The 26262-nt window shown below is 59.0% G+C and carries 22 protein-coding genes; 15 read left to right on the top strand and 7 right to left on the bottom strand.

The window, feature by feature from the left end:
* The first annotated feature begins 1 nt into the window (after window position 1).
* The 5 genes from ispG (at window position 2) to der (ending at window position 5855) form a co-directional block, all read left to right on the top strand.
* On the top strand, window positions 2-1111 hold the full coding sequence (ispG, locus tag LRO94_RS23500; protein ID WP_003175952.1) for a flavodoxin-dependent (E)-4-hydroxy-3-methylbut-2-enyl-diphosphate synthase: 1110 nt from the start codon (window positions 2-4) through the stop codon (window positions 1109-1111).
* A 23-nt stretch (window positions 1112-1134) separates the two neighbouring features.
* The gene (gene hisS / locus LRO94_RS23495; protein WP_032890710.1) at window positions 1135-2424 is read left to right on the top strand and encodes a histidine--tRNA ligase; all 1290 of its coding nucleotides are present in this window, start codon (window positions 1135-1137) and stop codon (window positions 2422-2424) included.
* Between the two features lie 41 nt (window positions 2425-2465).
* Window positions 2466-3107 (top strand): YfgM family protein, encoded by a 642-nt coding sequence (locus LRO94_RS23490; protein ID WP_032890712.1) that lies wholly within the window; start codon window positions 2466-2468, stop codon window positions 3105-3107.
* Window positions 3100-4251, top strand: coding sequence for an outer membrane protein assembly factor BamB (gene bamB, locus LRO94_RS23485; RefSeq protein ID WP_032890714.1), 1152 nt, complete (start codon window positions 3100-3102; stop codon window positions 4249-4251). Before LRO94_RS23490 ends, bamB begins: the two co-directional genes overlap by 8 nt.
* A 134-nt stretch (window positions 4252-4385) precedes the next feature.
* Window positions 4386-5855 carry a ribosome biogenesis GTPase Der gene (gene der / locus LRO94_RS23480; RefSeq protein ID WP_032890716.1) on the top strand — a complete coding sequence of 490 codons (1470 nt, stop codon included), beginning with the start codon at window positions 4386-4388 and terminating at the stop codon, window positions 5853-5855.
* A 34-nt stretch (window positions 5856-5889) separates the two neighbouring features.
* Here the strand turns inward: der and LRO94_RS23475 are convergent, their stop codons facing one another.
* The gene (locus LRO94_RS23475) at window positions 5890-7149 is read right to left on the bottom strand and encodes an NHL repeat-containing protein (RefSeq protein WP_179179898.1); all 1260 of its coding nucleotides are present in this window, start codon (window positions 7147-7149) and stop codon (window positions 5890-5892) included.
* A gap of 243 nt (window positions 7150-7392) precedes the next feature.
* On the opposite strand from LRO94_RS23475, the gene LRO94_RS23470 reads away from it, so the two are divergent.
* Window positions 7393-8541: a pyridoxal phosphate-dependent aminotransferase gene (locus LRO94_RS23470; protein ID WP_032890720.1), complete on the top strand. Its 1149-nt coding sequence runs from the start codon at window positions 7393-7395 to the stop codon at window positions 8539-8541.
* A complete protein-coding gene (locus LRO94_RS23465) occupies window positions 8529-9320 on the top strand; it encodes an amidohydrolase (RefSeq protein ID WP_095185818.1) in 792 nt (263 codons plus the stop codon). Before LRO94_RS23470 ends, LRO94_RS23465 begins: the two co-directional genes overlap by 13 nt.
* A 171-nt stretch (window positions 9321-9491) precedes the next feature.
* Here the strand turns inward: LRO94_RS23465 and leuA are convergent, their stop codons facing one another.
* The 4 genes from leuA to LRO94_RS23445 all read right to left on the bottom strand — a co-directional run bounded on the left by leuA (window position 9492) and on the right by LRO94_RS23445 (window position 14601).
* Complete coding sequence (gene leuA / locus LRO94_RS23460) at window positions 9492-11171, bottom strand: 2-isopropylmalate synthase (RefSeq protein WP_179179899.1); 1680 nt, start codon at window positions 11169-11171, stop codon at window positions 9492-9494.
* A gap of 324 nt (window positions 11172-11495) precedes the next feature.
* Window positions 11496-12317, bottom strand: a complete 822-nt coding sequence (locus tag LRO94_RS23455) for a M23 family metallopeptidase (RefSeq protein ID WP_032890722.1) — start codon at window positions 12315-12317, stop codon at window positions 11496-11498.
* A gap of 3 nt (window positions 12318-12320) precedes the next feature.
* On the bottom strand, window positions 12321-13700 hold the full coding sequence (gene xseA, locus LRO94_RS23450) for an exodeoxyribonuclease VII large subunit (protein ID WP_179179900.1): 1380 nt from the start codon (window positions 13698-13700) through the stop codon (window positions 12321-12323).
* A gap of 10 nt (window positions 13701-13710) precedes the next feature.
* Complete coding sequence (locus LRO94_RS23445; RefSeq protein ID WP_179179901.1) at window positions 13711-14601, bottom strand: LysR family transcriptional regulator; 891 nt, start codon at window positions 14599-14601, stop codon at window positions 13711-13713.
* Window positions 14602-14700: 99 nt separating this feature from the next.
* Here LRO94_RS23445 and LRO94_RS23440 point away from each other — a divergent pair, with 99 nt between their 5' ends.
* The 5 genes from LRO94_RS23440 to LRO94_RS23420 all read left to right on the top strand — a co-directional run bounded on the left by LRO94_RS23440 (window position 14701) and on the right by LRO94_RS23420 (window position 20019).
* Entirely contained in the window at window positions 14701-15468 is a 768-nt protein-coding gene (locus LRO94_RS23440; RefSeq protein ID WP_099602722.1) for a sulfite exporter TauE/SafE family protein, read from the top strand.
* A gap of 137 nt (window positions 15469-15605) precedes the next feature.
* A complete protein-coding gene (locus LRO94_RS23435; protein WP_032890730.1) occupies window positions 15606-16154 on the top strand; it encodes a hypothetical protein in 549 nt (182 codons plus the stop codon).
* 104 nt (window positions 16155-16258) lie between these two features.
* Window positions 16259-17728, top strand: a complete 1470-nt coding sequence (guaB, locus tag LRO94_RS23430) for an IMP dehydrogenase (RefSeq protein WP_003209646.1) — start codon at window positions 16259-16261, stop codon at window positions 17726-17728.
* Window positions 17729-17808: 80 nt separating this feature from the next.
* On the top strand, window positions 17809-19386 hold the full coding sequence (gene guaA, locus LRO94_RS23425; RefSeq protein ID WP_032890732.1) for a glutamine-hydrolyzing GMP synthase: 1578 nt from the start codon (window positions 17809-17811) through the stop codon (window positions 19384-19386).
* 225 nt (window positions 19387-19611) lie between these two features.
* Window positions 19612-20019: a hypothetical protein gene (locus LRO94_RS23420; RefSeq protein WP_032890734.1), complete on the top strand. Its 408-nt coding sequence runs from the start codon at window positions 19612-19614 to the stop codon at window positions 20017-20019.
* 28 nt (window positions 20020-20047) lie between these two features.
* Here LRO94_RS23420 and LRO94_RS23415 read toward each other — a convergent pair whose 3' ends face one another.
* Entirely contained in the window at window positions 20048-20818 is a 771-nt protein-coding gene (locus LRO94_RS23415) for an APH(3')-II family aminoglycoside O-phosphotransferase (RefSeq protein ID WP_218777324.1), read from the bottom strand.
* 19 nt (window positions 20819-20837) lie between these two features.
* A complete protein-coding gene (gene treR / locus LRO94_RS23410) occupies window positions 20838-21542 on the bottom strand; it encodes a trehalose operon repressor (protein ID WP_032890738.1) in 705 nt (234 codons plus the stop codon).
* A gap of 227 nt (window positions 21543-21769) precedes the next feature.
* Here treR and treP point away from each other — a divergent pair, with 227 nt between their 5' ends.
* The 3 genes from treP to LRO94_RS23395 all read left to right on the top strand — a co-directional run bounded on the left by treP (window position 21770) and on the right by LRO94_RS23395 (window position 26257).
* Window positions 21770-23212, top strand: coding sequence for a PTS system trehalose-specific EIIBC component (gene treP, locus LRO94_RS23405; protein ID WP_032890740.1), 1443 nt, complete (start codon window positions 21770-21772; stop codon window positions 23210-23212).
* 105 nt (window positions 23213-23317) lie between these two features.
* A complete protein-coding gene (gene treC, locus LRO94_RS23400; RefSeq protein WP_122753163.1) occupies window positions 23318-24964 on the top strand; it encodes an alpha,alpha-phosphotrehalase in 1647 nt (548 codons plus the stop codon).
* A gap of 72 nt (window positions 24965-25036) precedes the next feature.
* Entirely contained in the window at window positions 25037-26257 is a 1221-nt protein-coding gene (locus LRO94_RS23395) for a maltoporin (protein WP_179179903.1), read from the top strand.
* The last annotated feature ends 5 nt before the right edge of the window (window positions 26258-26262 follow it).

Genomic DNA, 26262 nt, shown 5'->3' with positions numbered 1-26262 from the left:
CATGCACGGCGAATCTCCAATCAAACGTCGCGTATCGCGCAAGATCTGGGTCGGCTCGGTGCCGGTGGGCGGCGACGCCCCCATCGCAGTACAAAGTATGACCAACAGCGACACCAATGATGTAGCCGCCACTGTGGCCCAGATCAACCGTTTGGAAGCCGCTGGCGTGGACATAGTGCGGGTTTCCGTGCCGGACATGGACGCTGCGGAAGCCTTCGGCCGCATCAAACAGTTGGTCAAGGTGCCGTTGGTTGCAGACATTCACTTCGACTACAAGATCGCGTTGCGCGTGGCTGAACTGGGTGTCGATTGCCTGCGTATCAACCCAGGCAACATCGGTCGTGAAGACCGTGTGCGCGCGGTGGTGGATGCTGCCCGTGATCGTGGGATCCCGATCCGCATCGGCGTCAACGCAGGTTCTCTGGAAAAAGACCTGCAAAAGAAATACGGCGAGCCCACTCCGGCGGCGCTGGTTGAGTCGGCATTGCGCCACGTTGAGCACCTTGAACGCCTGAATTTCCAAGACTTCAAAGTCAGCGTAAAAGCCTCCGACGTGTTCATGGCGGTTGAAGCTTACCGGCTGCTTGCGAAGGAAATCGTGCAGCCATTGCACTTGGGTATCACCGAGGCTGGCGGTTTGCGCTCAGGCACAGTGAAATCTGCGGTAGGTCTCGGTATGCTGCTCGCCGAAGGGATTGGCGATACTATCCGCATCTCGTTGGCGGCAGACCCTGTAGAGGAAGTGAAAGTCGGTTACGACATTCTCAAATCCCTGCGTTTACGTTCCCGTGGCATCAACTTCATTGCCTGCCCGAGCTGCTCGCGGCAGAACTTCGACGTGGTGAAAACCATGAACGATTTGGAGTTGCGCCTTGAAGACCTGCTGGTACCGCTGGATGTTGCGGTGATCGGTTGCGTGGTCAACGGGCCGGGTGAAGCCAAGGAAGCGCATGTGGGCTTGACCGGCGGTACACCCAACCTGATTTACATCGACGGCAAGCCGTCGCAGAAGTTAACGAATGACAATCTTGTGGATGAGCTGGAAAAGCTGATCCGCGAGAAAGCGGCCGAAAAGGTCGCCGCTGACGCAGCGCTGATCGCTCGCGGCTGATTGAACGAATTTAAGGATTTGATGTGAGCAAGTCTCTGCAAGCCATTCGTGGCATGAACGACATCCTGCCGGAGCAGACGCCCCTGTGGCGCTACTTCGAGAATACTGTCGCGCGTCTGCTGGATAACTACGGTTACAAGCAGATCCGCATGCCGATCGTCGAGTTCACCGAGCTGTTCAAGCGCTCCATCGGTGAAGTGACCGATATCGTCGAAAAAGAGATGTACACCTTTGAAGACCGTAACGGCGACTCCCTGACTCTGCGTCCGGAAGGCACTGCCGCGTGCGTGCGCGCTGTGCTTGAGCACGGCCTCACCGGTGGCGGCCAGCCGCAAAAACTATGGTACATCGGTCCGATGTTTCGCCACGAGCGTCCGCAAAAAGGCCGCTATCGTCAGTTCCACCAGATCGGCCTGGAAGTATTCAACCTCGACGGTCCGGACATCGATGCCGAGCTGATCGTGATGACGTGGCGCTTGTGGGGCATGCTTGGCATTCGTGATGCGGTCAAGCTTGAACTCAACAGTCTGGGCACCAGCGAATCCCGTGGCCGCTACCGCGTCGCACTGGTCGAGTACCTGTCTGCGCATCTGGACAAGTTGGACGAAGACAGCCAGCGCCGTCTGAAAACCAACCCGTTGCGCGTGCTGGACACCAAGAACGCCGACACGCAAGCCGTACTGGTCGATGCGCCGAAAATGGCCGACTACCTGGATGACGAATCCCGCGTGCACTTCGAGGGCCTCAAGGCTCGCCTGGATGCGGCCGGCATTCCCTACGTAATCAACCCTAAGTTGGTGCGTGGTCTCGATTACTACAGCAAAACCGTGTTCGAATGGGTCACTGACAAACTAGGCGCCCAAGGCACTGTGTGCGCGGGTGGCCGTTACGACGGCTTGGTCGAGCAGATGGGCGGCAAGCCGACCACCGGCGTGGGTTTTGCCATGGGCATCGAACGGCTGATCCTGCTGTTGGAAACTCTGGAACAAATCCCCGCAGAAATCTCCCGCCAGGTGGATGTGTACCTGTGCGCCTTTGGTGAGGCAGCCGAACTGGCGGCCCTGGCCTTGAGCGAGAGCGTGCGCGACCAGTTGCCGAACCTGCGCCTTCAGATCAATGCCGGCGCGGGCAGCTTCAAGAGTCAGTTCAAGAAGGCCGACAAGAGCGGTGCACTGTATGCACTGATCCTCGGCGATGACGAGTTGGCCCAGCAAGTGATAGGTTTCAAACCCCTGCGTGGCCAGGGCGAGCAACAGAACATTGCCTTTGATGCGCTCGCTGCGCACTTGGCCACCTGCGTCGTGCAGGGTTGAAGCTGTCGAACAGCCGAATTTAGCGATTAAGGAGTATTGGGGTGTCGAGTACTGATGATGAGCAGTTGGCCGAGTTCAAGGACTGGTGGCAGCGTAACGGCAAGCCCCTGGTTACTGGCGGTCTGCTGGCTTTAGTGGTGGTGTTCGGCTGGCAAGCCTGGACAAAATATCAGGCCAACCAGTCCCAGGGCGCCTCTATCCTCTATCAGCAATTGCTGGAAACCACCCTGACGCCGGACGGCAAGCCCGACCCTGCGCAAGTGGCGGACCTGGCCGGCAAGCTGAAGAACGAATTCGGCGGTAGCACCTACGCCCAATACGGCAGCCTGTTCGTCGCGAAGGTCGCGGTCGATACCGGCAAGCTGGATGACGCCGCTGCAGAACTGAAGGCTATCGCCGACAAGCCGACCAACCCGACCCTGGGTGAAATCGCACGTCAGCGCCTGGCCCAGGTATTGGCGGCACAGAACAAAGCTGACGAAGCACTCAAACTGCTCGACGGTGATGCGGACAAGGCATTTGTTGCTACTCGCGAAGAGCTCAAGGGCGACCTGTTGGTCCAATTGGGTCGTACCGATGAAGCCAATGCTGCGTACAAGAAAGCCAAGGCGGCGCTGTCTGATGAAGCGGCGGTCGGTGGCTTACAAATCAAGCTCGACGACTTGGCCAAAGGGGATGCGTGACGTGATCCGTTGGAAACATGCAGCATTGCTGGCTCTGGCCGTTCTGGCCGCGGGTTGCAGCAGCAACAGTAAAAAAGAACTGCCTCCGGCCGAGCTGACCAGCTTCAAGGAAGAAGTAGTCCTGCAAAAGCAATGGAGCCGCTCCATCGGTGACGGCCAGGGCGAGACCTACAACATGTTGGTTCCGGCAATCGACGGTGACAACATTGTGGCTGCTGACGTGACCGGCGTAGTGATCTCCATGGATCGCATGAACGGCGATGTGAAATGGAAGACTGACCTCGAATTGCCTGTGTCCGGCGCCGTAGGCGTTGGTTATGGCCTGGTGATGGTCGGCACGCTGAAAGGCGAAGTGGTTGCCCTCGATTCCAGCACCGGTGAAGAGAAATGGCGCGCTCGCGTGACCAGTGAAGTCCTCGCACCCCCTGCCACCAACGGCGACATCGTTGTGGTGCAGACCCAGGATGACCGTGTAATCGGTCTGGATGCCGCTACCGGCAACCAGCGCTGGTTGTACGACAGTACTCCTGCGGTGTTGACCCTGCGTGGTACCAGTGGTCCGGTTGTAACCAACAATCTGGCCGTTGCAGGCCTGTCGACCGGTAAAGTGGTCGCCCTGGACACCCAGAACGGCGTGCCGGCCTGGGAAACCCGTGTGGCAATCCCGCAAGGTCGTTCCGAGCTGGATCGTGTAGTGGATATCGACGGTGGCTTGCTGCTGTCGGGTGAAACCCTCTACGTCGCCACCTATCAGGGCCGTGTTGCGGCGCTGGACCTGCAGAGCGGCCGCGTTAACTGGCAGCGTGATGCTTCCAGCTACGCCGGTGTCTCCCAAGGGTTTGGCAGCGTCTACGTCAGCCTGGCATCCGGCACTGTTGAAAGTGTCGACGAGCGTTCCACCACCGCGTTGTGGAGCAACGACTCCCTGGCTCGCCGTCAACTGTCGGCACCGGAAGTGTTCTCCAGCTACGTAGCGGTCGGCGATTTCGAAGGCTACTTGCATCTGCTGAGCCAGGTGGATGGTCGCTTCGTAGGTCGCGAGCGTATCGACAGCGACGGCCTACGCGCGCGTCCGCTGGTGGTGGGTAACATGCTTTATGTGTATGGCAACAGCGGCAAGCTGGAAGCCCTGACCATCAAGTAAGAACTATGCTTGGGGTAACACCCAGGCGGCCCCGCTTCGGCGGGGCATGCGGCATCTGACGATGCTGCCCCGAGCACCAGCCGCTGCCCTGCAGCGGCTTTTGTATTTTCTGAAATAACGAAGTGGAGAGCCGCATGGTTCCCGTAATCGCCCTGGTGGGCCGACCTAACGTCGGCAAGTCCACCTTGTTCAACCGCCTGACCAGGACTCGCGACGCTATTGTCGGCGACTTGTCCGGTCTGACCCGTGATCGCCAATACGGTGAGGCAAAGTGGCAAGGGCGCTCCTACATTATTGTCGACACCGGTGGTATCTCCGGTGATGAGCATGGCATGGACGAAAAAATGGCCGAGCAGTCGCTGCTGGCCATTGAAGAAGCCGATGTCGTGTTGTTCCTGGTGGACGCCCGCGCTGGCTACACCGCTGCCGACCAGATGATCGGCGAGCACCTGCGCAAGCGTAACAAGCGTTCCTATTTGGTCGCGAACAAGATCGATAACATCGATCCTGAGGCGGCCCGTGCTGAATTCAGCCCGATGGGCCTGGGCGACGCGATCCCGGTTGCCGGTGCCCACGGCCGCGGCATCACGCAGATGCTGGAAATCGCTCTGCGCGACTTCCCGAAGGATGATGCTGAGGAAGAAGAAGGCGAAGAAGAGATCGTTGCCGAAGGTGAGGAAGCCAAGCGCATTCCTGGCCCTAGTGAAAAAGACGGTATCAAGATCGCCATCATCGGCCGTCCTAACGTCGGCAAGTCGACCCTGGTCAATCGTATGCTCGGTGAAGACCGGGTAATCGTGTACGACCAGCCTGGCACCACCCGCGACAGTATCTACATCCCGTTCGAGCGTAACGACGAGAAGTACACGCTGATTGACACAGCCGGTGTGCGCAAGCGCGGCAAGATCCACGAGGAAGTTGAAAAGTTTTCCGTGGTGAAAACCCTGCAAGCGATCAAAGACGCCAACGTGGTGATCTTCGTGATGGACGCCCGCGAAGGCGTGGTGGACCACGACCTCAACTTGCTGGGCTTTGCCCTGGAAGCGGGCCGGGCATTGGTCATCGCGATCAACAAGTGGGACGGCATGACGCCGAGCGAGCGCGATTTCGTCAAGATCGAGCTGCAGCGCCGCCTGTTCTTCGTCGAGTTCGCCGATATTCACTTTATCTCGGCATTGCACGGTACTGGCGTGGGTAACCTGTACGCTTCCGTACAGAATTCTTTCAAGTCCGCAGTCACCCGCTGGCCGACCAACCGTCTCACCCAGATCCTGGAAGATGCGGTGGGCGAGCATGCGCCGCCGATGGTCAACAACCGCCGGATCAAACTGCGTTACGCCCACTTGGGTGGTGCCAACCCGCCGATTATCGTGATCCACGGTAACCAGATCGAGAAGGTGCCTAAGTCCTACGTGCGTTACTTGGAAAACACCTACCGCCGTGTCTTGAAGCTGGTCGGTACGCCGATCCGTATCGAGTTCAAGGGGGGCGAGAACCCATACGAAGGCAACAAGAACACACTGACTGACCGTCAGGTGAACAAGAAGCGTCGTTTGATGACTCACCACAAGAAGGCCGACAAGAAGCGCCGCGACAAGCGCTGATTCAAGCTTTAAAAAGGCGCCGGTGGCGCCTTTTTTACGCCTGCGATTCGGAAAAATAACAAGCCAGCAGGAAGGTTGGTTCAAGCGTGAGGCCTGATAAGGACATCAATACGAGCAATCGTTTTTGTTGGTCCATGACCAGCCCAATGGGCTCGCTGAACTGCTGGTTGAAGTCCAGCTCAACGATGCCGGTGCCGTTAGGCCCGAAGCTTGTATCGATCTCGCCATTGCTATTGAAGCGCGCCATCACGGCCGTTTTGTTCAATACCTCTTCAAGGGTGCCGACCGCTACGATTTTGCCAGAGTCCACCAGCAACTTGTGCCAACGGGTCACGTTTGCCGTGATTACCGGTAGGCCATTGTTGAAGCCGGGATCCGGCACGCCGTCGGGGTCTAGTGAGATAAGCAGTGCTCCTTGCGCAGCAGAGCCGCACGCAAGGATCTTTTCATGGGTGGCAACGAGATCAAGGTATTGATGATCCTGGGTTCGGTACTCGCCGCTGATCGCGAAGGTTGTATCTACCGCACCTTCCGAGGTGTAACGCTGGAGGATTCCCGTCTTGATACCCCTGACATGGACGCTGTGGCCGTAAGCGAGAATCTTGTCGTCCGCTTGAATGGCGAGGCCTGCTAAAGCCGTGTTCTCGCCCGCCTTAAGGGTGTCGATATAGCCACGGCCACTATTGAAGGCGAGGTCGGTTTGGCCGTCGGCATTTATACGGGCTATCAGAGCTCCCCAGTGTCCGGGTTCGCCTGTGTACAAGTGCAGGGTGATTATCTTCCCGGTACTTTGAAGGGCCGCGTCCACGCCTGGCGCTTGGTTGGGGCCTTGTTCGTAGGTGATTGGCAGATTCAGTACCGATAGGCCGTTTTTACCGAACTGAAGGACGGGTGCTCCGGTTAGTTGGCTTTTAGCTACTGCGGGTACGGGAGTGCTTGAGTTGTGCGTCAGGGCTCCGCACAGCAAGTAGGACTGGTGATCCGCCGTGAGCACTTTCAGGCCATTTGAGGGCCATTGCTGATCCGATGGTTCAAAGAGCCCGGTCACGATTCCATTTTTACCGAAACCTTGATTGGGCTGCCCATCTGCTTGCAGGTTGAAATAGACGAAGTGGCCTTGGGTGTAAGTGTTCATATCCTTCAGAACACTGGCGGAAACCAGTAACTTGTCGTCAATGCTGTTCAGTCCATATGCCCTGAAAATCGCTCCATCTTCGATGTTGAGCGGCAAGACTCCGCGTTCACCAAACGACGGATCCAGTTCACCGGTTTTGTGGAGGAGAGTGGTTGACATGGGTTGCCTCGCTGATGGGGTAAGCCTGATTAGTTAGGCGCTTTTTTCTTCGTTGAGGTAACTGTTAGAAATACCTGTTATGCACACTGAGACAGTCCGTTCGTCGCAGAGGACGCGGTAGAAGGCCGATACTGGTCATGGCTATCAATGGCGCGTGTCGGCTTTTTTTCTGACAACCGCATGGGCTATCCTCGACCCTTACCGCGCCATTGCAGCGACAGGTGTTCAGCAGGGACTCACCGAATGATCAACAGCAAGTTACCGAATGTCGGCACCACTATTTTCACCACTATGTCGCAATTGGCTGCCGAAACCGGTGCGCTCAACCTCTCCCAGGGGTTTCCCGACTTCAACGGCCCCCAGGCTTTACTCGATGCCGTGGGCAAACATGTTGCCAGCGGGCATAACCAATACTCCCCGATGACCGGCCTTCCGGCGCTGCGTCAACAGGTGGCGGGCAAGATCGCTCGCAGCTATGGCGCCACGGTCAACCCGGACAGCGAAGTGACCATCACCCCCGGTGCCACGGCTGCGATCTTCTGTGCGATCCAGGCGGTGATCCGCAGTGGCGATGAAGTCATCGTGTTCGATCCCTGCTACGACAGCTATGAGCCCTCGGTCGAACTGGCCGGGGGACGCTGTGTCCATGTGCAACTGAGCCTGCAAGGCTTTGCATTGGACTTTGAGAAGATCAAGGCCGCGCTGTCGCCACGCACGCGCATGATCATCCTCAACACCCCGCACAACCCGACTGGCGCGCTGATCAGCCGCGCCGAGCTGGACCAGTTGGCCGAACTGATCCGCGACCGCGATATCTACCTGGTCAGCGATGAGGTCTACGAACACCTGGTATTCGACGGCGTGCCCCACGTGAGCGTGCTGGCCCATAAAGAGCTGTACCTGCGTGCGTTCGTGGTCAGCTCCTTTGGCAAGACCTACCATGTCACCGGCTGGAAAACCGGCTACGTGGTCGCGCCACCGGCCCTGACGGCTGAATTGCGCAAGGTGCATCAATACGTCAACTTCTGTGGCGTAACCCCGTTGCAGTTCGCCTTGGCCGATTTCATGGCCGAACACCCGGAGCACGTCGACGAACTGCCTGCGTTCTATCAGGCCAAGCGCGATCTGTTCTGCGACCTGCTGGCGCCGTCACGCTTCAGCTTTACCCGGGTGACCGGAACCTACTTCCAATTAGTGGATTACTCACAAATACGCCCGGACCTGGATGACGTCGCCATGTCCCTGTGGATGACCCGTGAACACGGTGTGGCGACTATCCCGGTCTCGGTGTTCTACCAGACCCCACCCCAAGGCCAGCGCCTGGTGCGCCTGTGCTTTGCCAAACGCGAGGAAACGCTGCAACAGGCAGCTGAAAAACTATGCGTGATCTGAGTGCACTGCCGAATTTGAATATCGCCCTGGTCCAGACCACCCTGGCCTGGCACGACCGCCAGGCCAACCTCGAACATTTCGACGGGCTGCTGGAGCAGGCCCGCGGCGCCGACCTCATCGTGCTCCCGGAGATGTTCACCACCGGTTTCTCCATGGACTCGCAAACCCTCGCCGAGCCGGAAAACGGCCCGACCCATCATTGGCTCCAGGCCCAGGCTGCGAAGTACAACGCGGTGATCACCGGTAGCGTGATCATCCAGGCCGCTGATGGCAGCCACCGCAACCGCCTGTTATGGGCGCGGCCGGATGGCGAGGTGTTGCACTACGATAAACGTCATTTGTTTCGTATGGCCGGTGAACACAATCACTACACACCCGGCGAGCGCCAGGTGCAGTTCGAGTTGAAAGGTTGGCGTGTTCGGCCGCTGATTTGCTACGACCTGCGCTTTCCGGTGTGGAGTCGGGATCCCCAGGACACTGACTTGCTGCTGTACACCGCCAATTGGCCGGGCGCGCGGCGCCAGCATTGGAACCGGTTGTTGCCGGCGCGGGCTATCGAGAACCTGTGCTACGTAGCGGCGGTCAATCGAGTGGGCACCGACGGCAAGGGCTTTGCCTACACTGGCGATAGCCAAGTGCTGGATTTCCAGGGCGAGAGCCTGCTGAGTGCGGGGGAGGCGGACGGGGTGTTCCAGGTGTGCCTTGACGCGGCTGAGCTCGCTGCGTATCGCACCAAGTTTCCGGCGAATCTGGATGCCGATAGCTTTCAGTTTGTCTGACAGACCGCTATCGGGGGGGGCAAGCCACCTCCCACACTTTGCTTTGTGAATACATTCAAAATGTGGGAGGGGGCTTGCCCCAGATGCGTCCCTGGCAGGCAACCCAAATCTGGAACTCAATAAAAAGGCCCCTGGGTTCTCACCCAGGGGCCTTTTGTATGACGGCTAAGGTTACGCCGCTTTGGCTTCCTGCTGGCTCAGCGATCGGTTCAGCGCACTGAACAGCGCCTTGAAGCTCGCCGTGGTGATGTTTTCATCAATGCCCACGCCATGCACTGGACGTTCACCGTTCACACGCAGTTCGATATAGGCCGCTGCCTTGGCGTTGGTACCCGCACCGATCGCATGTTCGTTGTAGTCCATGATTTCCACGCCAATCGGCAGGCCAGCCACCAGGGCTTCCAGCGCGCCGTTGCCCTTGCCCTTCCAGTGCAGGTTGGTTTCGCCCTGGCCCTTGCCCGAGACTTCCACTTCGACAAAGCTGTTGCCGTTCTCTTCCTGCAGGCGATGGCTGACCAGCGCGTACGGAGTGTTGGCTTGCAGGTATTCACGCTGCAGCAAGGCGTAGATCTGTGGTGCGGTCATCTCCAGGCCCACGCGGTCGGTTTCGGCCTGGACTACCTGGCTGAATTCGATCTGCATGCGGCGTGGCAAGCTGATGTCGTATTCCTGTTCCAGCAGGTAGGCGATGCCGCCTTTGCCCGACTGGCTATTAACGCGGATCACTGCCTCGTAGCTGCGGCCGATGTCAGCCGGGTCGATCGGCAAGTACGGCACTTCCCACAGCGCATCGTCTTTCTGCTGAGTGAAGCCTTTGCGGATCGCGTCCTGGTGGGAACCGGAGAACGCGGTGTGCACCAGATCGCCGACGTACGGATGACGGGGGTGTACCTGGATCTGGTTGCACTCCTCGACGACTTTGCGCACACCGTCGATGTCGGAGAAGTCCAACTGCGGGTCCATACCCTGGGTGTACATGTTCAACGCCACGGTGACGAGGTCGACGTTACCGGTACGCTCGCCGTTACCGAACAGGCAGCCTTCGACACGGTCGGCACCGGCCATCAAGCCCAGCTCGGTAGCGGCCACGCCGGTACCACGGTCGTTGTGGGTGTGCAGGCTGATGATCACGCTGTCACGGCGGTTGATATGGCGGCCGAACCACTCGATCTGATCGGCATAGATGTTAGGCGTGGCGCACTCCACGGTGGCTGGCAGGTTGAGGATCATCTTGTGCTCAGGCGTCGGGTTCCACACCTCGATCACCGCGTCACACACTTCCTTGGCGAACTCCAGTTCAGTGGCACTGAAGGTCTCTGGGGAATACTCGAAGGTCCACTGGGTTTCCGGCTGCTGGGCAGCGTATTTGACGAACAGCTTGGCCGCATTGACTGCGATGGCCTTGATGCCGTCCTTGTCCTGGTTAAACACGATGCGGCGGAACGACGGCGAGGTGGCGTTGTACAAGTGCACGATGGCTTTCTTGGCGCCGCGCAGGGATTCGAAGGTGCGTGCGATCAAGTCTTCACGGCCCTGGGTCAGCACCTGGATGGTGGTGTCCTCGGGGATGTGATTGTCTTCGATCAGGGTGCGCACGAAGTCGAAGTCGGTTTGCGACGCGGCAGGGAACGATGCCTCGATTTCCTTCACGCCGACGGCGACCAGGGTCTTCCAGAAGCGCAGTTTTTTCACTGCGTCCATCGGCTCGATCAACGACTGGTTGCCATCACGCAGGTCGGAGCTGCACCAGATCGGCGCGGTGGTGATGGTCTTCGATGGCCAAGTGCGGTCCGGGATATCGATGGTCGGAAACGCGCGGTACTTCGAAGACGGGTCTTTGAGCATGCTCATCGGGAAATCCTTTGTTGTAGGGGCCGAGAAAAGGCGGCCTGCCGTGGAACTGTTTTTGGGGATAAAGCGTAGAGACGAGGCAGATCGATTCAGCCTGGCAGTCGTGCGCTGACGAGGCACAGGCTGCGGTGCTGGCGGAGCTGAATGAGGGTGTGAGAGGTTTTCATAAGCTCAACCCTAACCGCCGGGGTGAAAGATGGCAAGCAGGCGAGAAAAATTGAGAGAAGTTCTGCTATTTACGTAGGAGGCGAGATTTTATGCCTGAAAATTCGGTGGGTTATGAATTTAATTGCGCGCGCTTTGCAGCGCACGCAATCGAGTCATTCAGGGCTGGAACGCGCCGATAAAGATCGCAGGGTCCACCCGCGCATCGTTGAGGCTGACGTTCCAGTGCATATGTGGGCCGGTGGCGCGGCCAGTCGCGCCGACCTTGCCCACCACTGTCCCACGCACCAGTTGCTGGCCGACCTTCACGTCTATCTTCGACATATGACAGAACATGCTGATAAAGCCCTGGCCGTGGTCGACGAATACGGTGTTGCCGTTGAAGAAGTAGTTACCGACCAGAATCACCTTGCCGTTCGCCGGCGTCTTGATCGGCGTACCGGCCGGCACGGCGAAATCCAGGCCCGAATGCGGATTGCGCTCTTCGCCGTTGAAGAAACGGCGCACACCGAACTTGCTCGACAGGGGCCCGTTTACCGGTTTATCCAGCACCAGGTTACTCGGCAGGTTGGGGCTGAAGCTGCGGTAGGCCTTGAGCTGTACGGCCAGTTCGCCTTCGATGCGCTTCAGTTGAGCCGGGTCGGGGTTGACCTGGCTTTTGTTTTTCAGGGTGATGCGCTGTTCCGGGTATTTCTTATAGCCGACGATAAACGGCAGACTGCGCCCGCCGCTGCTGATGCGCTCGTTACCCGGCTTGACGCTCAGCGGGATACCGACAATCGCCAGCCAATTGTCCTGTTCCTTGACCACCAGCACCGGCTTGCCTTGATAGGTCGCTTTCGGCGCTGCCGCCGAAGGGCCCAGGTCGACCACGGCCACACCACCCGGCACCGGTTTGTTCAAGGTACGGCTGATATAGCTATCGGCGTGGGCATTAAAGGTAAGGCACAGCAGCATCAACAAACTAAAGAGACGAGGCATCAATCAATCCAATAACGAAAGGGTGACGGGTGTCAGGTGGTTGTCTTCCACGCGCACTTGCAATTGGCCTTCACCGAGACGCGCGGTGAGACGCTGGCCGGTGTGGGTTTGCGCCGCGTTGCGAATGGCATGGCCGCGCTCATCCAGCAGGATGCTGTAACCACGGCCCAATGTCGCCAGCGGGCTGACCACCTGCAAGGTCTGCACCTGGCTTTGCAGTTGCAGGCGACGGGCCTTCAGGCCTTCGCGCATGGCGCGGGGCAAGCGTTCGGCGAGGCTGTTCAGGCGCTGGCGCAATAGCGCCAGTTGACGGCCGGGGTGCTGGCCGGCGAGGCGGGTTTCCAGGCGGATCAGGCGCTCGCGACGGGTATTGAGGCTGCGTTCAAACGCACGGCGCAGGCGCATATCCAGATCATCCAGGCGCTGGGCCTGCTGGCGCAGACGTTCGCCGGGGTGGCGCAGGCGACGGGCCATGCCTTCCAGACGCAGGCGGTCATGGGTCAGGCGGTTACGCATCAGCATGACCAGGCGGCGATGCAGATTTTCCACCTGACGCACCAGATGGCTGGCGTCCGGTGCCAGCAATTCTGCGGCGGCGGATGGGGTAGGGGCGCGTACGTCCGCCACGAAGTCGCTGATGGACACATCGGTTTCATGTCCGACGGCGCTGACAATGGGGGTCACGCAAGCGTCCACCGCGCGGGCTACGGCTTCTTCGTTGAAGCACCAGAGGTCTTCCAGGGAGCCGCCGCCACGGGCCAGAATCAGTGCGTCAAAGCCTCGCGCATCGGCCAGTTTCAGCGCGCGGACAATCTGCGGGATCGCCTCGCGGCCTTGCACGGCGGTCGGGATCAAGGTCAGCTCGATGTTCGGCGCACGGCGGCGGAACACGCTGATGATGTCGCGGATCACTGCGCCGGTGGGCGAACTGATAATGCCAATGCGTCGAGGATGGGCCGGCAGTGGGACCTTACGCTTGGCACTGAACAGGCCTTCGGCGCTGAGTTTTTCCTTCAAGGCATCGAAGGCCAAACGCAGCGCGCCATCACCGGCGGGCTCTACGGTGTCGAGGATCAGTTGGTAGTCGCCACGGCCCTCGAACAGCGAGACCTTGCCGCGCACCTTCACCGCCAGGCCATCTTTCAGCGCCTGGCGCACCCGTGCGGCATTGTTGCGAAACAACGCACAACGTACTTGGGCGCCGCTGTCCTTGAGGGTGAAATACACATGGCCGGAGGCTGGGCGGGCGAGGTTCGAGATCTCGCCTTCGACCCAGATATTGGTGAACACGTCTTCCAGCAACACCCGCGCACGGCCGTTGAGTTGGCTGACAGTCAGGACTTCACGGTCCAGGCCCAGGCGGGCAAAGGGGTCTTTAATCATGGGCGGCAGTTTATAGGCATTCGTGCAAGGTTTGACAGAACTGCTCAACCAACCGGCTCGGCGTCGGTGGGCAGGCCAGGGCCACGGTGCTCAGGCAATCCGGATCGGCCAGCGGTAGAAAGTGCACATTGGCGGGAGCAATGTCCTGCATGGATTTTGGTAATAAGGCAATACCAAAGCCGGCCTGGATCAACTGTAGCTGGGTGGTCTTTCGTGACATGACCCGCGCAGCCTTAGGGAAAAATCCGGCGCGCATGCAGAGCTCGGCCGCCAGATAACTCAGGCCGCCACGCTGTGGGTGGGGGATCGAGATAAACGCTTCATCTTTGAGCTGTTCCAGGTCGACGGGCTCGTTGCTACGTGCCAAACGGTGATTCGGCGGCACAGCAAGCAGCAATTGTTCTTTATATAAGGGCTCCACACGTACCCCTTCACGCTGGCGCAACACCGGCAACCGTAGCAGTCCGATATCCAGCCTACCGTCGGCGATTTCCTCCAGTTGCGCCTCGGATGACAGTTTGACGATGTCCATTGATACGCCGGGGCAACGCTCCAACCACGTGTTGATGCCTTGCAACAAAACGCCGCTCATCGGCACGGTGCTCGAATGGCTCAGCCGCAGGGTGCCGAGTTGGCCGTTGCCGACCTGGGTCGCGGTTTCACTGGCCTTGAGTAGCTCGCTCAGCAAATTGCGTGCCCTCGGGTAGAACGCTTCACCGGCGGCGGTCAGGCGTGGCTGACGCGCGGTGCGTTCGAACAACGGCGTTTGCAGCTGTTTTTCCAGCTCCTTGATCTGTCGGCTTAGAGCCGATTGCGCCACAAACAGACGTTCGGCGGCGGCGCTGAAGCTGCCGCTGTCGGCGATTTCAACGAAGTAGCGCAGTTGGCGAGTGGAAATCACGCGTCATGCCTTTTCGAGATGGGTGGAGGGCTTTGAAGATATTAGTCGCAACCTTCGCCGATGGCTAAAGTGATGGTTATCTCTTTCAAGGAAGACTCCATGAGCCCGCTTGAGCTGATGAACCAGTGGTCGTTTAGCGGTGTGGATTGGCTGGTGATCGGCCTGGGTGTCGTCGTGGCGTACATCGTGTTTGGTATTGCCGGCTTCGGGACGGCGCTGGTGGCGGGGCCTATCCTGATTCTGTTTATGCCGCTGTCGAAGATCATTCCGTTGCTGGTGCTGCTGGATTTTGTCGCGGCCTTTGGCGGCCTGCTGCAAACGCGGCGGGATGTGAATACGTCGGAATTGCTGCGGCTACTGCCGTGTATGGCCATTGGTTGCACACTGGGCGTGGTGTTTTTGCTCAATCTGCATTCGGACTTGTTGCTGCTGTTGATGGGGCTGTTTATCAGCGCCTATGCCGTCTACACCTTGGCAGTAAAAGCCCGTCCCACGCAGCTCGGCAAAGGCTGGTCGATTCCCATGGGCACCGTCGGCGGCCTGTTTGGCGCGCTGTTCGGCAGTGGCGGCTTTTTATATGCGATCTATCTGAACAGCCGATTATCCAAGGACGCGGCGCGGGCGACTCAAAGTGCGCTGATCAGTTGCAGTACCGTGGTGCGCCTGAGCCTGTTCCTGATCGCCGGGGTGTATGCGGATGTGCCTTTGTTGCTGTTGGCGCTGTGCCTACTGCCAGCGATGGGCCTTGGGCTGTGGTTTGGGCGTAGGTTGACGATGCGTATGTCGCGTGAGGCGTTTGTGCGGTTAGTGACGTGGCTGGTGCTGGCCAGTGGCATTGCGTTGATTGGACGGTATCTGAGCACTTGACCGGATTTCTTCAGGGATTAAGCTGCCAGCCTCCCGGGCGTCATCGCGGGCAAGCCCGGCTCCCACAGTTGAGCGCATTCCAATATGGGAGCCGGGCTTGCCCGCGATGACGCCAGAAGCCACACCGCAGGACTCTCATGAACTCCCAAAGCATCCTTGTCCCGAAAATCTCCACCTTGCCCGTCCACGAGCCCCGCGCGCGGGCGATCGTGCGTTGGCTGGTGCGCAAGAACATCATCAAGGAAGAACTCACCACTTGCGGGCGCACCGGCAACCGCATGGCCTACGCCCTGGCCGACGGTGCCCGCGCCGTGGTCCGGCACCCCGAAGCGCTGCCGTTCAACGAGCCGGTCAACGGCCTGGAGATCATCTACAAACGCTGCATCTACACCCCGGCCAAGGGCTTTCTCGAAGAAGCCGGCTGCCCGGAATGTCGCAAGGAGGTCGGCGAGGCGCTGTTTGAAAGCCTGGAAGACTGGATGCCCGGCCACACCGACAACTTCACCTGCCCGCTGTGTGGGCATGAAGATGACATCAATGGGTTTCTGTTCCTGCAGGAATGCGGGTTTTCCAACCTGGGATTCATCTTCAATAACTGGGCAGAGGCGGGGTTCAAGCAAAGCTTCATCGACGAATTCGCCGATTGGCTGGACCAAAAGATCAGTTGGGTTAAGGTCGAACTTTAATCCATCTATCAGTATTACCAAGTTTGTCAGAGTTTTACATTGAGCCCGACAGGGTGCATGTATATAATGGCGCGCTTCCATTTTCCCGCTCGGGAGCCCCCGCGATGCTGCGTATCAGCCAAGAAGCTCTGACATTCGACGACATTCTCCTAGTGCCCGGTTATTCCGAGGTGCTTCCTAACGAAGTCAGTCTCAAGACCCGCCTAACCCGTGGCATCGAGCTGAATATTCCCCTGGTTTCCGCTGCGATGGACACCGTTACCGAAGCCCGCCTGGCCATTGCCATGGCGCAGGAAGGCGGTATCGGGATCATCCACAAGAACATGACCATCGAGCAGCAAGCTGCCGAAGTGCGCAAGGTCAAGCGTTACGAAGCCGGTGTGGTGAAAGATCCAATCACCATCGAAGCCGACGCCACCGTGCGTGATCTGTTCGACCTCACTCGTCTGCACAACATCTCCGGTGTTCCTGTGCTGCACGATGGCGACCTGGTCGGCATCGTCACTTCCCGTGACGTGCGTTTCGAAAACCGTCTTGAAGTCACCGTCCGCGAAGTGATGACGCCTAAAGAGCGCCTCGTGACTGTCAAGGAAGGCGCCGACAAGAACGACGTGCGCGAACTGCTGCACAAGCACCGCATCGAGCGCGTGCTGATCGTCGACGACAAATTCGCCCTCAAAGGCATGATGACCGTCAACGACATCGAAAAAGCCAAGGCTTACCCGCTGGCCAGCAAGGATGACCAAGGTCGTCTGCGCGTGGGCGCTGCCGTCGGTACCGGCAAAGACACCGGTGACCGCGTTGCAGCCCTGGTAGCCGCGGGTGTGGACGTGGTGGTGGTCGATACCGCTCACGGTCACTCCAAAGGCGTGATCGACCGCGTACGTTGGGTCAAACAGAACTTCCCTGACGTGCAGGTCATCGGCGGCAACATCGCCACCGGCGCAGCGGCCAAGGCCCTGGCCGAAGCCGGCGCTGACGCAGTCAAGGTCGGTATCGGCCCTGGCTCGATCTGCACCACGCGTATTGTCGCTGGTGTGGGCGTGCCGCAAATCAGCGCCATCGCCAACGTTGCCGCTGCCCTTGAAGGCACCGGCGTTCCGTTGATCGCTGACGGCGGCATCCGTTTCTCCGGTGACCTGTCCAAGGCCATCGTAGCCGGTGCCTCCTGCGTGATGATGGGCTCGATGTTCGCCGGTACCGAAGAAGCACCGGGTGAGATCGAACTGTTCCAGGGCCGTTCGTACAAGGCTTACCGTGGCATGGGTTCGCTGGGCGCCATGTCCCAGGCTCAAGGCTCGTCCGACCGTTACTTCCAGGACTCCTCGGCAGGCGCCGAGAAGCTCGTTCCGGAAGGCATCGAAGGCCGTGTTCCTTACAAAGGCACCCTGAGCGCCATCATCCATCAACTGATGGGCGGCCTGCGTTCTTCGATGGGCTACACCGGCAGCGCCGACATCGAAGAAATGCGCACCAAGCCAGAGTTCGTACGGATCACCGGCGCCGGCATGGCTGAATCCCATGTCCACGACGTGCAGATCACCAAGGAAGCGCCAAACTACCGCGTAGGTTGAGGCTTCCAGCAAAATGTTAAGTAACCGGGGCTGTTCTTCAGCCCCGAGTTGTTTCTGATTCATTAGACGAGACTGACTTCATGGCCCTCGACATTCACGCCCACCGCATCCTGATCCTCGACTTCGGTTCCCAGTACACCCAACTGATCGCCCGCCGCGTGCGTGAAATCGGCGTGTATTGCGAACTGCACCCGTTCGACATGGATGACGAAGCGATTCGCGAATTCGCACCGAAAGGCGTCATCCTCGCCGGTGGCCCCGAGTCCGTGCACGAAGCCAACAGCCCGCGCTGCCCTCAAGCCGTATTCGACCTGGGCGTGCCGGTCTTCGGTATCTGCTACGGCATGCAGACCATGGCCGAGCAACTGGGCGGCAAGGTTGAAGGTTCCGAGCTGCGTGAATTCGGTTATGCCCGTGTAGATGTGGTCGGCAAAAGCCGCCTGCTGGACGGCATCGAAGACCACGTTGACGCCGATGGCCTGTTCGGCCTCGACGTGTGGATGAGCCACGGTGACAAGGTCACCAAGATGCCGGAAGACTTCCACATCCTGGCCAGCACTCCAAGCTGCCCGATCGCCGGCATGTTCAGCGACGAGCGTCGTTACTACGGCGTTCAGTTCCACCCGGAAGTGACCCACACCAAGCAAGGCGGCCGCATCCTGTCGCGCTTCATCCTCGACATCTGCGAGTGTGAAGCCCTGTGGACCCCGTCGAAAATCGCTGAAGACGCCATCGCCAACGTGCGTGCCCAGGTTGGTACCGACAACGTGCTGCTCGGCCTGTCCGGCGGCGTTGACTCCTCTGTGGTTGCTGCGCTGCTGCACAAAGCCATCGGCGACCAACTGACTTGCGTGTTCGTCGACAACGGCCTGCTGCGCCTGCACGAAGGTGAGCAAGTGATGGCCATGTTCGCCGAGAACATGGGCGTCAAGGTGATCCGCGCCAACGCCGAAGACCAGTTCCTCAACAACCTGGCCGGCGAGTCCGACCCGGAGAAGAAGCGCAAGATCATCGGTCGTACCTTCATCGACGTATTCGATGCCCAGTCCAACAAACTGGACAACATCAAGTACCTCGCCCAAGGCACCATCTACCCTGACGTGATCGAGTCGGCCGGCGCCAAGAGCGGCAAGGCCCACGTGATCAAGTCCCACCACAACGTGGGTGGCCTGCCTGAGGAAATGAACCTCAAGCTGGTAGAACCACTGCGCGAATTGTTCAAGGACGAAGTCCGTCGTCTGGGCCTGGAACTGGGCCTGCCGTACGACATGGTCTACCGCCACCCATTCCCAGGCCCGGGCCTGGGCGTGCGTATCCTTGGTGAAGTGAAGAAGGAATACGCCGACCTGCTGCGTCGTGCCGACCACATCTTCATCGAAGAGCTGCGCAAGGCCGACTGGTACCACAAGGTCAGTCAGGCGTTCGTAGTGTTCCAGCCGGTGAAATCGGTTGGCGTTGTCGGCGATGGCCGTCGTTACGCCTGGGTCGTTGCCCTGCGTGCCGTAGAAACCATCGACTTCATGACCGCCCGCTGGGCCCACCTGCCGTACGAACTGCTGGAGACTGTCAGCGGCCGTATCATCAATGAGATCGAAGGCATCTCGCGCGTTACTTATGACGTGTCGAGCAAGCCGCCGGCGACGATTGAGTGGGAATGATTGGACGTCCGGAATTGTCCGGCACGACCTAGCAAGAAATGCCCTGGAGCCCGCGTAATTGCGGGCTTTTGGCTTTTTGGGTCTGGCAAATTCTGGCAGCTTTGTGCATCGCTAAGACAGTTACTTCATCAACGATACTAACGCTGTATCACATTCTTCCAGTGGGGGGCTAAGCCAGTAGATGCAGGGCATTTTCTGCTCCGCCAAATCAAGGATGGAACATTTATGAAAATACGGATCTGGCTCAAAAGCTTCGCGTTGCTAATGCTGGTGGGCCTGGTGTTGAGTACAACGCTTCACTTCGCGCTTTACCTGCCGTTCATTGTGAAATACGTGGGGGTGGGTAGTTCACTCGGCCAGAAGATGCTGATATTCACTGCCATGGACATCCTTGCTTACCTAGTCTGGGTCTTGCCGGCAGGGTTGTTGTTGATATTCAACTTACGAAAGTCCGCCTACGGTGTAATGCTCATCGTAATACTGACCTCCCTGAAATTCCCAGAGGCTCTTGCGCTGGCGCAATTGCTGATGTGGCTGTGGGCTGTGTGTCTGGTGCTGAGGACTGTGTTGCTGGCGGTGTGGCTAAGCGGGTGCAAACTTCGCGACCTTTATAACTATCACCGTTCTAAATGATTGCGACCCCAGCAGGGCTTCAAGCGAGTTAGAAGAATTCATCCAGCAAGCAGTAAAACCTCATGCGCTGCTCATCAGGCTCAATACCGTAACGCTCGAAAAATGGCTTTACCCATTCCGGCCCAAGGTTACGCCCGATGCTGCGTGCCGCGAGCGCCAAGTCTTGGTATCGGTCGCTGATACCCAGGCGCCCGCAGTCGATGAACCCACTGAAACGGCCGCCTTGCGCCATGAAATTTGGCAGGCAGGCGTCACCATGGGCCACTACCGGATCATGGGTGTTTGGCTGAGTCGACAAGAGTTCGGCCAGCACATCTTCCGCGCTGCGTCCGAGTCGTTCGTCGTCGAAGTCTGTCTCATCGACCAGCCCAGCACGAACGCGCTCCCGCGCGAGCCTGATGCGTTGCTTTAGAGGGTGATCGAAGGGGCATTGCGCGAGGGGTATCTGGTGCAAGGTACTCAGGGCCGTTGCCAGTATGTCGATGGTTTGCGCGGCAGACAGCGTGTTGGCGCTGGCCAGGTCCTGTCCCGGAAGGGCGGTCATTAGCACCCAGTGGTGATGGTTTTCTGTCAGCTCAGCCAGCACGATGGGCGCCGGCAAATTAACCTGCTGGAGCCACCGAAGGCGCTCGACTTCATCCGCAAGCTCACCGAACGCTCCCTGGGGCTCGGCCTTCAGGAACAGGTCTGCACCACAGCCCTGGCTCAGGCGAAACACGTCAGCCCGCGATTCACCGATGGCCTGTTGCTCAATCAGCGCTTGCGGGAACTGTTCACGCCACGCGTTCGGAATATTCACTGTGCTTTCCGTTCTCGGCTCAGCGCCGCGCAATATCCGAAAAGTAAAACTTATCCAACGTATGCCGCGACTCGGTGTACTCGAACTGCCGCCCATCCTGCAAAAACGTCTGGTTGCTCACCACGATCACGTGGCTTTGGCCGTCGAGGTCTAGGTGTGTCTGGTCGTCTTTACTGCGGGGCAGGGCTTCGATGGTGCGTTGGGCGTAGCTGATCTGCAGCTGCAAGGTCTGCTCGATAAACGCGTAGATCGACTGCTCGGCAATTGCTTGGTCCAGGCCAGGGATCAGGTCGGCGACAAAGTGGTTGATGTCGAGAATCACCCGTTTACCACCGATGCGCCGCACGCGTTTGATGCGGGTGATCAGGCTGCCGGGTTCGGCTTCGATGTGTTGCTGCAATGAGCCTTCCAGCGGGAACTGCGTGAACTCGACCACTTCGGTGTGTACGTCATCGCCCAGGTCGGCGTGAGTTTCGTGGAAGCTGACGATGCCACCCAGTTGAAATTCGATCGGGTTGGGCGACAGGACGAAGGTGCCTTTGCCGTGGATTTTTTGCGCAAAGCCGCGTTCCTGCAGCTGCTCGATGGCGCGACGTACGGTGCCACGGCTGGCCTGGTAGCTGTCCATCAATTCGGTTTCGGAAGGAAGGCGCGTACCGCGTTGCAGGCGTTCAGTGGTGATGCTGGCAAGCAGATCCGTATAGATCTGGTTGTATTTGCTCATGTGATGGCTGCTCTGTGCCCGGCTTTCTGTAGGTGAACGGTGCGTTCAAGGCAGGAACCTTAGTGGCAGCGGTGGGGTTTGTCCATTGGGCCTTGGAAAGCGGTAAGCCAATATTTTTAAACTCGTCTGTACGAGTTGTTGCTTTAACTCGTACAGACGAGTACTTTTGGCTTCGGCGTGCTGCCAATGACTGCCCTCAAATAAAAAAATCAAAGTGGAAACCAAGCATGAGCCACGACTATTCAACGATCGCCCGCGAGATTCTCGACAACCTCGGGGGGCGCGAAAACCTTGAGCAAGCTGCCCACTGCGTGACCCGCCTGCGCCTGGCGCTCAAGGACCCAAGCCTGGTCAATAACAGCGCGCTGAACCAGGTCGATCTGGTCAAAGGCTCGTTCTTCACCGGTGGTCTGTTCCAAGTGGTCATCGGCCCCGGCGAAGTGGAAAAGGTCTACGCCGCCCTGCGCGAACAGACCGGCCTCGCCGCTGCCACCATCGCCGACGTAAAGAAGAAGGGCGCCGACAAGACCAACGCCATGCAGCGTCTGGTGCGGGTGTTCTCCGATGTGTTCATGCCGATCCTGCCTGCGCTGATCATCGCCGGCCTGCTGATGGGTGTGAACAACCTGATGGGCGCCAAGGGCATGTTCATCGAGGGCAAGACGTTGCTGGAGGCGTATCCGAACCTGGATGGCCTCTGGAGCCTGATCAACCTGATGGCCAACACCTCGTTCGTGTTCCTGCCGGCGCTGGTGGGCTGGTCGGCGGCGAAGCGGTTTGGCGGCAGTGAAATCCTCGGCATCGTGCTCGGGCTGATGCTGGTGCACCCGGACCTGCTCAACGCCTGGAATTACGGCAAGGCGGTGGCGGGGCTCGACGGCCAGAGCCTGCCGTATTTCGATATTTTCGGCTGGTTCAAGATCGAAAAAGTCGGCTACCAGGGGCAGATCCTGCCGATCCTGATGGCGGCGTATGTGATGAGCGTCATCGAGAAATGGCTGCGTGCTCGCGTGCCCAATGCCATTCAACTGCTGGTCGTGCCGATCACCACCATCGTCGTTACCGGCGTGCTGGCGTTGGCGATCATCGGCCCGGTGACCCGTCACCTCGGCATCCTGATCACCGAAGGCGTGGTCACCCTGTTTGACCTGGCGCCCATGCTCGGCGGGGCGATTTTCGGCCTGCTGTATGCACCGTTGGTGATCACCGGCATGCACCACATGTTCCTCGCCGTGGACCTGCAACTGATTTCCACCCAAGGCGGCACCTTTATCTGGCCGATGATCGTGATGTCCAACCTGGCCCAGGGCAGCGCCGCGCTCGCGGTGTTCTACATGACCCGTAATGCGCGGGACAAAAGCATGGCCTCGACCTCGGCGATTTCCGCGTACTTCGGTATCACTGAGCCGGCGATGTTCGGGGTGAACCTGCGCTTCAAGTTTCCGTTCTATGCGGCACTGCTTGGCTCGGCGCTGGGCAGCATTTTCCTGTCGATGAACAAGGTGCAGGCGTCAGCCATCGGGGTGGGTGGCTTGCCTGGGTTTATTTCGATCGTGCCGAGTGCCATTCCGATGTTTGTGATTGGGATGGTGGTCGCGATGGTGGTGCCGTTTGTTCTGACCTGTGCGTTGAGCATGAAGATTGTTCGGCCGGGTTATCGCGTCGCCTGATCGACCGCTATCGGGGGCAAGCCCCTTCCCACATTTGACCGCGCTCCCCTGTGCCGGCGATAGGGCCCAAGAGGCCGGCACACAATTCAACTGAAGGAACCCAGCATGCAAACCTGGCAACACTCGGTGATCTACCAGATCTACCCCAAAAGCTTCCACAGCCACGCGGGTAACGCCACCGGTGACCTGCTGGGCATCGTGGACAAACTCGATTACCTCCAATGGCTGGGCGTGGATTGCCTGTGGATCACGCCGTTCCTGCGCTCGCCGCAACGGGACAACGGCTACGACATCAGCGACTACTACGCCATCGACCCCAGCTACGGGACCATGGCCGACTGCGACCTGCTCATCAGCGAAGCGGCCAAGCGCGGAATCAAGTTGATGCTCGACATCGTGGTCAACCACACCTCCATCGAGCACGAGTGGTTCCAACAAGCGCGCAGCAGCCTCGACAACCCGTACCGCGACTTCTACATCTGGCGTGACCAGCCGAACAACTGGGAATCCAAGTTCGGCGGCTCGGCCTGGGAATACGAAGCGCAGACCGGCCAGTACTTCCTGCACCTGTTTGACCACACCCAGGCCGACCTCAACTGGGACAACCCCAAGGTCCGTGCCGAAGTGTTCAAGCTGATGCGCTTCTGGCGCGACAAAGGCGTAGGCGGTTTCCGGCTGGACGTGATCAACCTGATCTCCAAGCCTGCCGACTTCCCCGAAGACACCAGCGACGGCCGCCGCTTCTACACCGACGGCCCCAACGTGCACGAATATTTGCAAGAGATGCACCGGGAAGTCTTCGAAGGCCATGACCTGATCAACGTCGGCGAAATGTCGTCCACCAGCCTGGAACACTGCATTCGTTACTCTCGGCCTGAGTCGAAAGAACTGTCGATGACCTTCAACTTTCATCACCTGAAAGTGGATTACCCCAACCTGCAGAAGTGGGTAAAGGCCGACTTCGATTTCCTGCAACTCAAGCGGATCTTGTCTGACTGGCAACTGGGCATGCAGGCCGGTGGCGGTTGGAATGCATTGTTCTGGTGTAACCACGACCAGCCGCGAGTGGTCTCGCGCTTTGGGGACGACGGTGAACACCGCGTGGTCTCGGCGAAGATGCTCGCCACGGCGCTGCACTTCCTCCAGGGCACACCGTTCGTTTACCAGGGCGAAGAGTTGGGCATGACCAATCCGGGTTTCGACGCGATCGAACAGTACCGCGATGTGGAGACCCTCAATATCTATCGCCTCAAGCGCGATGCCGGTGAATCCGAGGCGTCGAGCATGGCCGCGATCATGCAGAAATCCCGCGATAACGGACGCACACCGATGCAGTGGAACACGCAGGCCAACGCTGGTTTCAGCAGTGGCGAGCCGTGGATCGGCGTTGCGGCCAATGCGGCGCAGATCAATGTCGACAGCCAGCGTGATGACCCGGACTCGGTGCTGCATCACTACCGCGCGCTGATCGCCTTGCGTCGTCACGAACCGCTGATTCAAGAGGGCGTTTACTGCGAACTGCTGCAAGACCATCCCCAAGTCTGGGCTTACCTGCGCGAGGGCCACGGCGAACGCCTACTGGTGCTGAACAATTTCTACGGGCAGCCCTGTGACATTCAACTGCCCGAGAGCGTGATCAGTGCGGCGAGCGAGCAGCGTCTGTTGATCAGCAATTACCCCGACTGTCCGCGGCGTACGTCTTCGGTGGTGCTGCGCCCTTACGAATCCTTCGTGCTGCACCTCAAGGACTAAGACCCGTTGTAACCCCCGTATGGGAGTGCGGGGGCGCTGCAAAAAAACATAATAAAAATATCGGAGTGCTTCATGAAAACAACAATAAAGTTGGGCCTCGTTGCATCCTGCCTGAGCCTGCCTCTCGGCGCTCAAGCCCTCGAATTCGCCGGCTATTTGCGTAGTGGCGCGGGGACGTCAACCGGCAGTGGCCCGCAGCAATGTTTCCAACTGCCGGGCGCGCAATCCAAATATCGTTTGGGTAACGAATGCGAGCAATACGCCGAACTGGAACTGCGCCAGGACCTGCTGACCTTTGACGATGGCTCGGTGCTTAGCGTCGATGCCATGGCTTCCCTCTACAACAAGTACGACCGCGAGCTGAAATTCCAGGGCGAGAATAACGGCTCGGCGCGCATGCCGCAGATGTATGCGCAATGGTCGAACCTGCCCGCCCTCAACGGCGGTTCGGTGTGGGCCGGTCGGCGTTACTACAAACGTAACGACATCCATATCTCCGATTTCTACTACTGGAACCAGAGCGCCACCGGCGGCGGCATCGAGGACGTGCTGATCGGCGACCTTAAATACAGCTACGCCATTTCGCGCAAGGACAACCTGTACCAGAAGGAATACGCCACCCGTCACGACTTCAACGTCGCGGGCTTCAAGACCAACCCCGGCGGCGAGCTGGAGCTGGGCTTGAGCTATATCGAGAAAGCCGGCGGTCGCGATACCAACAGCGGCTGGGCACTGACAGCGCAGCACGTGCAAAAACCTTTCCTCGGCGGCAAGAACAAATTCGCCCTGCAATACGGCGAAGGCCCCGGCACTGGCCTGGGCTACACAGGCAATACCTTCCTGGATAAAAGCAGCAAAAGTTATCGCGCCGTGGAGTTCTTCGACTGGCAAGTGACCCCGCGCTTTGGTGGGCAGATCGAGGCGGTGTACCAGAAGGATATTCGCCCCGGCAGCCAGGACCAGACCTGGATGTCCATCGGCGTGCGCCCGGCCTATGCCCTCAGCGAGCAATTCAAACTGGTCACCGAGCTGGGCCATGATCAAGTCGATGCCAGCGGCGGTACGCGCAAGTTGAGCAAATTCACCTTCGCCCCGACATGGTCGCCCAAAGGACCGGATTTCTGGGCACGGCCCGAAGTGCGCTTGTACTACACCTATGCCACCTGGAACGAAGCCGCCAAGCGTGCGGCGAATGAACTGGCGGTTGGTTCGGCGTTATCCGACACCGGGTCCTACGGCACCGCGCGGCATGGATCGAACTTTGGTGTGCAGGTCGAGTATTGGTGGAAGTGATCCCT

Origin of the sequence: Pseudomonas sivasensis (genome assembly GCF_021391435.1) — a bacterium.
GTDB lineage: Bacteria > Pseudomonadota > Gammaproteobacteria > Pseudomonadales > Pseudomonadaceae > Aquipseudomonas > Aquipseudomonas sivasensis.
The sequence above is the reverse complement of the archived record's forward strand: the minus strand, read 5'-3'. Positions and strand labels throughout refer to the sequence as shown.

Bases quoted from the DNA above. Each gene is read 5' to 3' on its own strand.
- ispG (WP_003175952.1), top strand. From the start codon at position 2: ATGCACGGCGAATCTCCAATCAAACGTCGCGTATCGCGCAAGATCTGG.
- bamB (WP_032890714.1), top strand. From the start codon at position 3,100: ATGCGTGACGTGATCCGTTGGAAACATGCAGCATTGCTGGCTCTGGCC.
- der (WP_032890716.1), top strand. From the start codon at position 4,386: ATGGTTCCCGTAATCGCCCTGGTGGGCCGACCTAACGTCGGCAAGTCC.
- LRO94_RS23475 (WP_179179898.1), bottom strand. From the start codon at position 7,149: ATGTCAACCACTCTCCTCCACAAAACCGGTGAACTGGATCCGTCGTTT.
- LRO94_RS23470 (WP_032890720.1), top strand. From the start codon at position 7,393: ATGATCAACAGCAAGTTACCGAATGTCGGCACCACTATTTTCACCACT.
- LRO94_RS23465 (WP_095185818.1), top strand. From the start codon at position 8,529: ATGCGTGATCTGAGTGCACTGCCGAATTTGAATATCGCCCTGGTCCAG.
- leuA (WP_179179899.1), bottom strand. From the start codon at position 11,171: ATGAGCATGCTCAAAGACCCGTCTTCGAAGTACCGCGCGTTTCCGACC.
- LRO94_RS23455 (WP_032890722.1), bottom strand. From the start codon at position 12,317: ATGCCTCGTCTCTTTAGTTTGTTGATGCTGCTGTGCCTTACCTTTAAT.
- xseA (WP_179179900.1), bottom strand. From the start codon at position 13,700: ATGATTAAAGACCCCTTTGCCCGCCTGGGCCTGGACCGTGAAGTCCTG.
- LRO94_RS23440 (WP_099602722.1), top strand. From the start codon at position 14,701: ATGAGCCCGCTTGAGCTGATGAACCAGTGGTCGTTTAGCGGTGTGGAT.
- LRO94_RS23435 (WP_032890730.1), top strand. From the start codon at position 15,606: ATGAACTCCCAAAGCATCCTTGTCCCGAAAATCTCCACCTTGCCCGTC.
- guaB (WP_003209646.1), top strand. From the start codon at position 16,259: ATGCTGCGTATCAGCCAAGAAGCTCTGACATTCGACGACATTCTCCTA.
- guaA (WP_032890732.1), top strand. From the start codon at position 17,809: ATGGCCCTCGACATTCACGCCCACCGCATCCTGATCCTCGACTTCGGT.
- LRO94_RS23420 (WP_032890734.1), top strand. From the start codon at position 19,612: ATGAAAATACGGATCTGGCTCAAAAGCTTCGCGTTGCTAATGCTGGTG.
- treR (WP_032890738.1), bottom strand. From the start codon at position 21,542: ATGAGCAAATACAACCAGATCTATACGGATCTGCTTGCCAGCATCACC.
- treP (WP_032890740.1), top strand. From the start codon at position 21,770: ATGAGCCACGACTATTCAACGATCGCCCGCGAGATTCTCGACAACCTC.
- treC (WP_122753163.1), top strand. From the start codon at position 23,318: ATGCAAACCTGGCAACACTCGGTGATCTACCAGATCTACCCCAAAAGC.
- LRO94_RS23395 (WP_179179903.1), top strand. From the start codon at position 25,037: ATGAAAACAACAATAAAGTTGGGCCTCGTTGCATCCTGCCTGAGCCTG.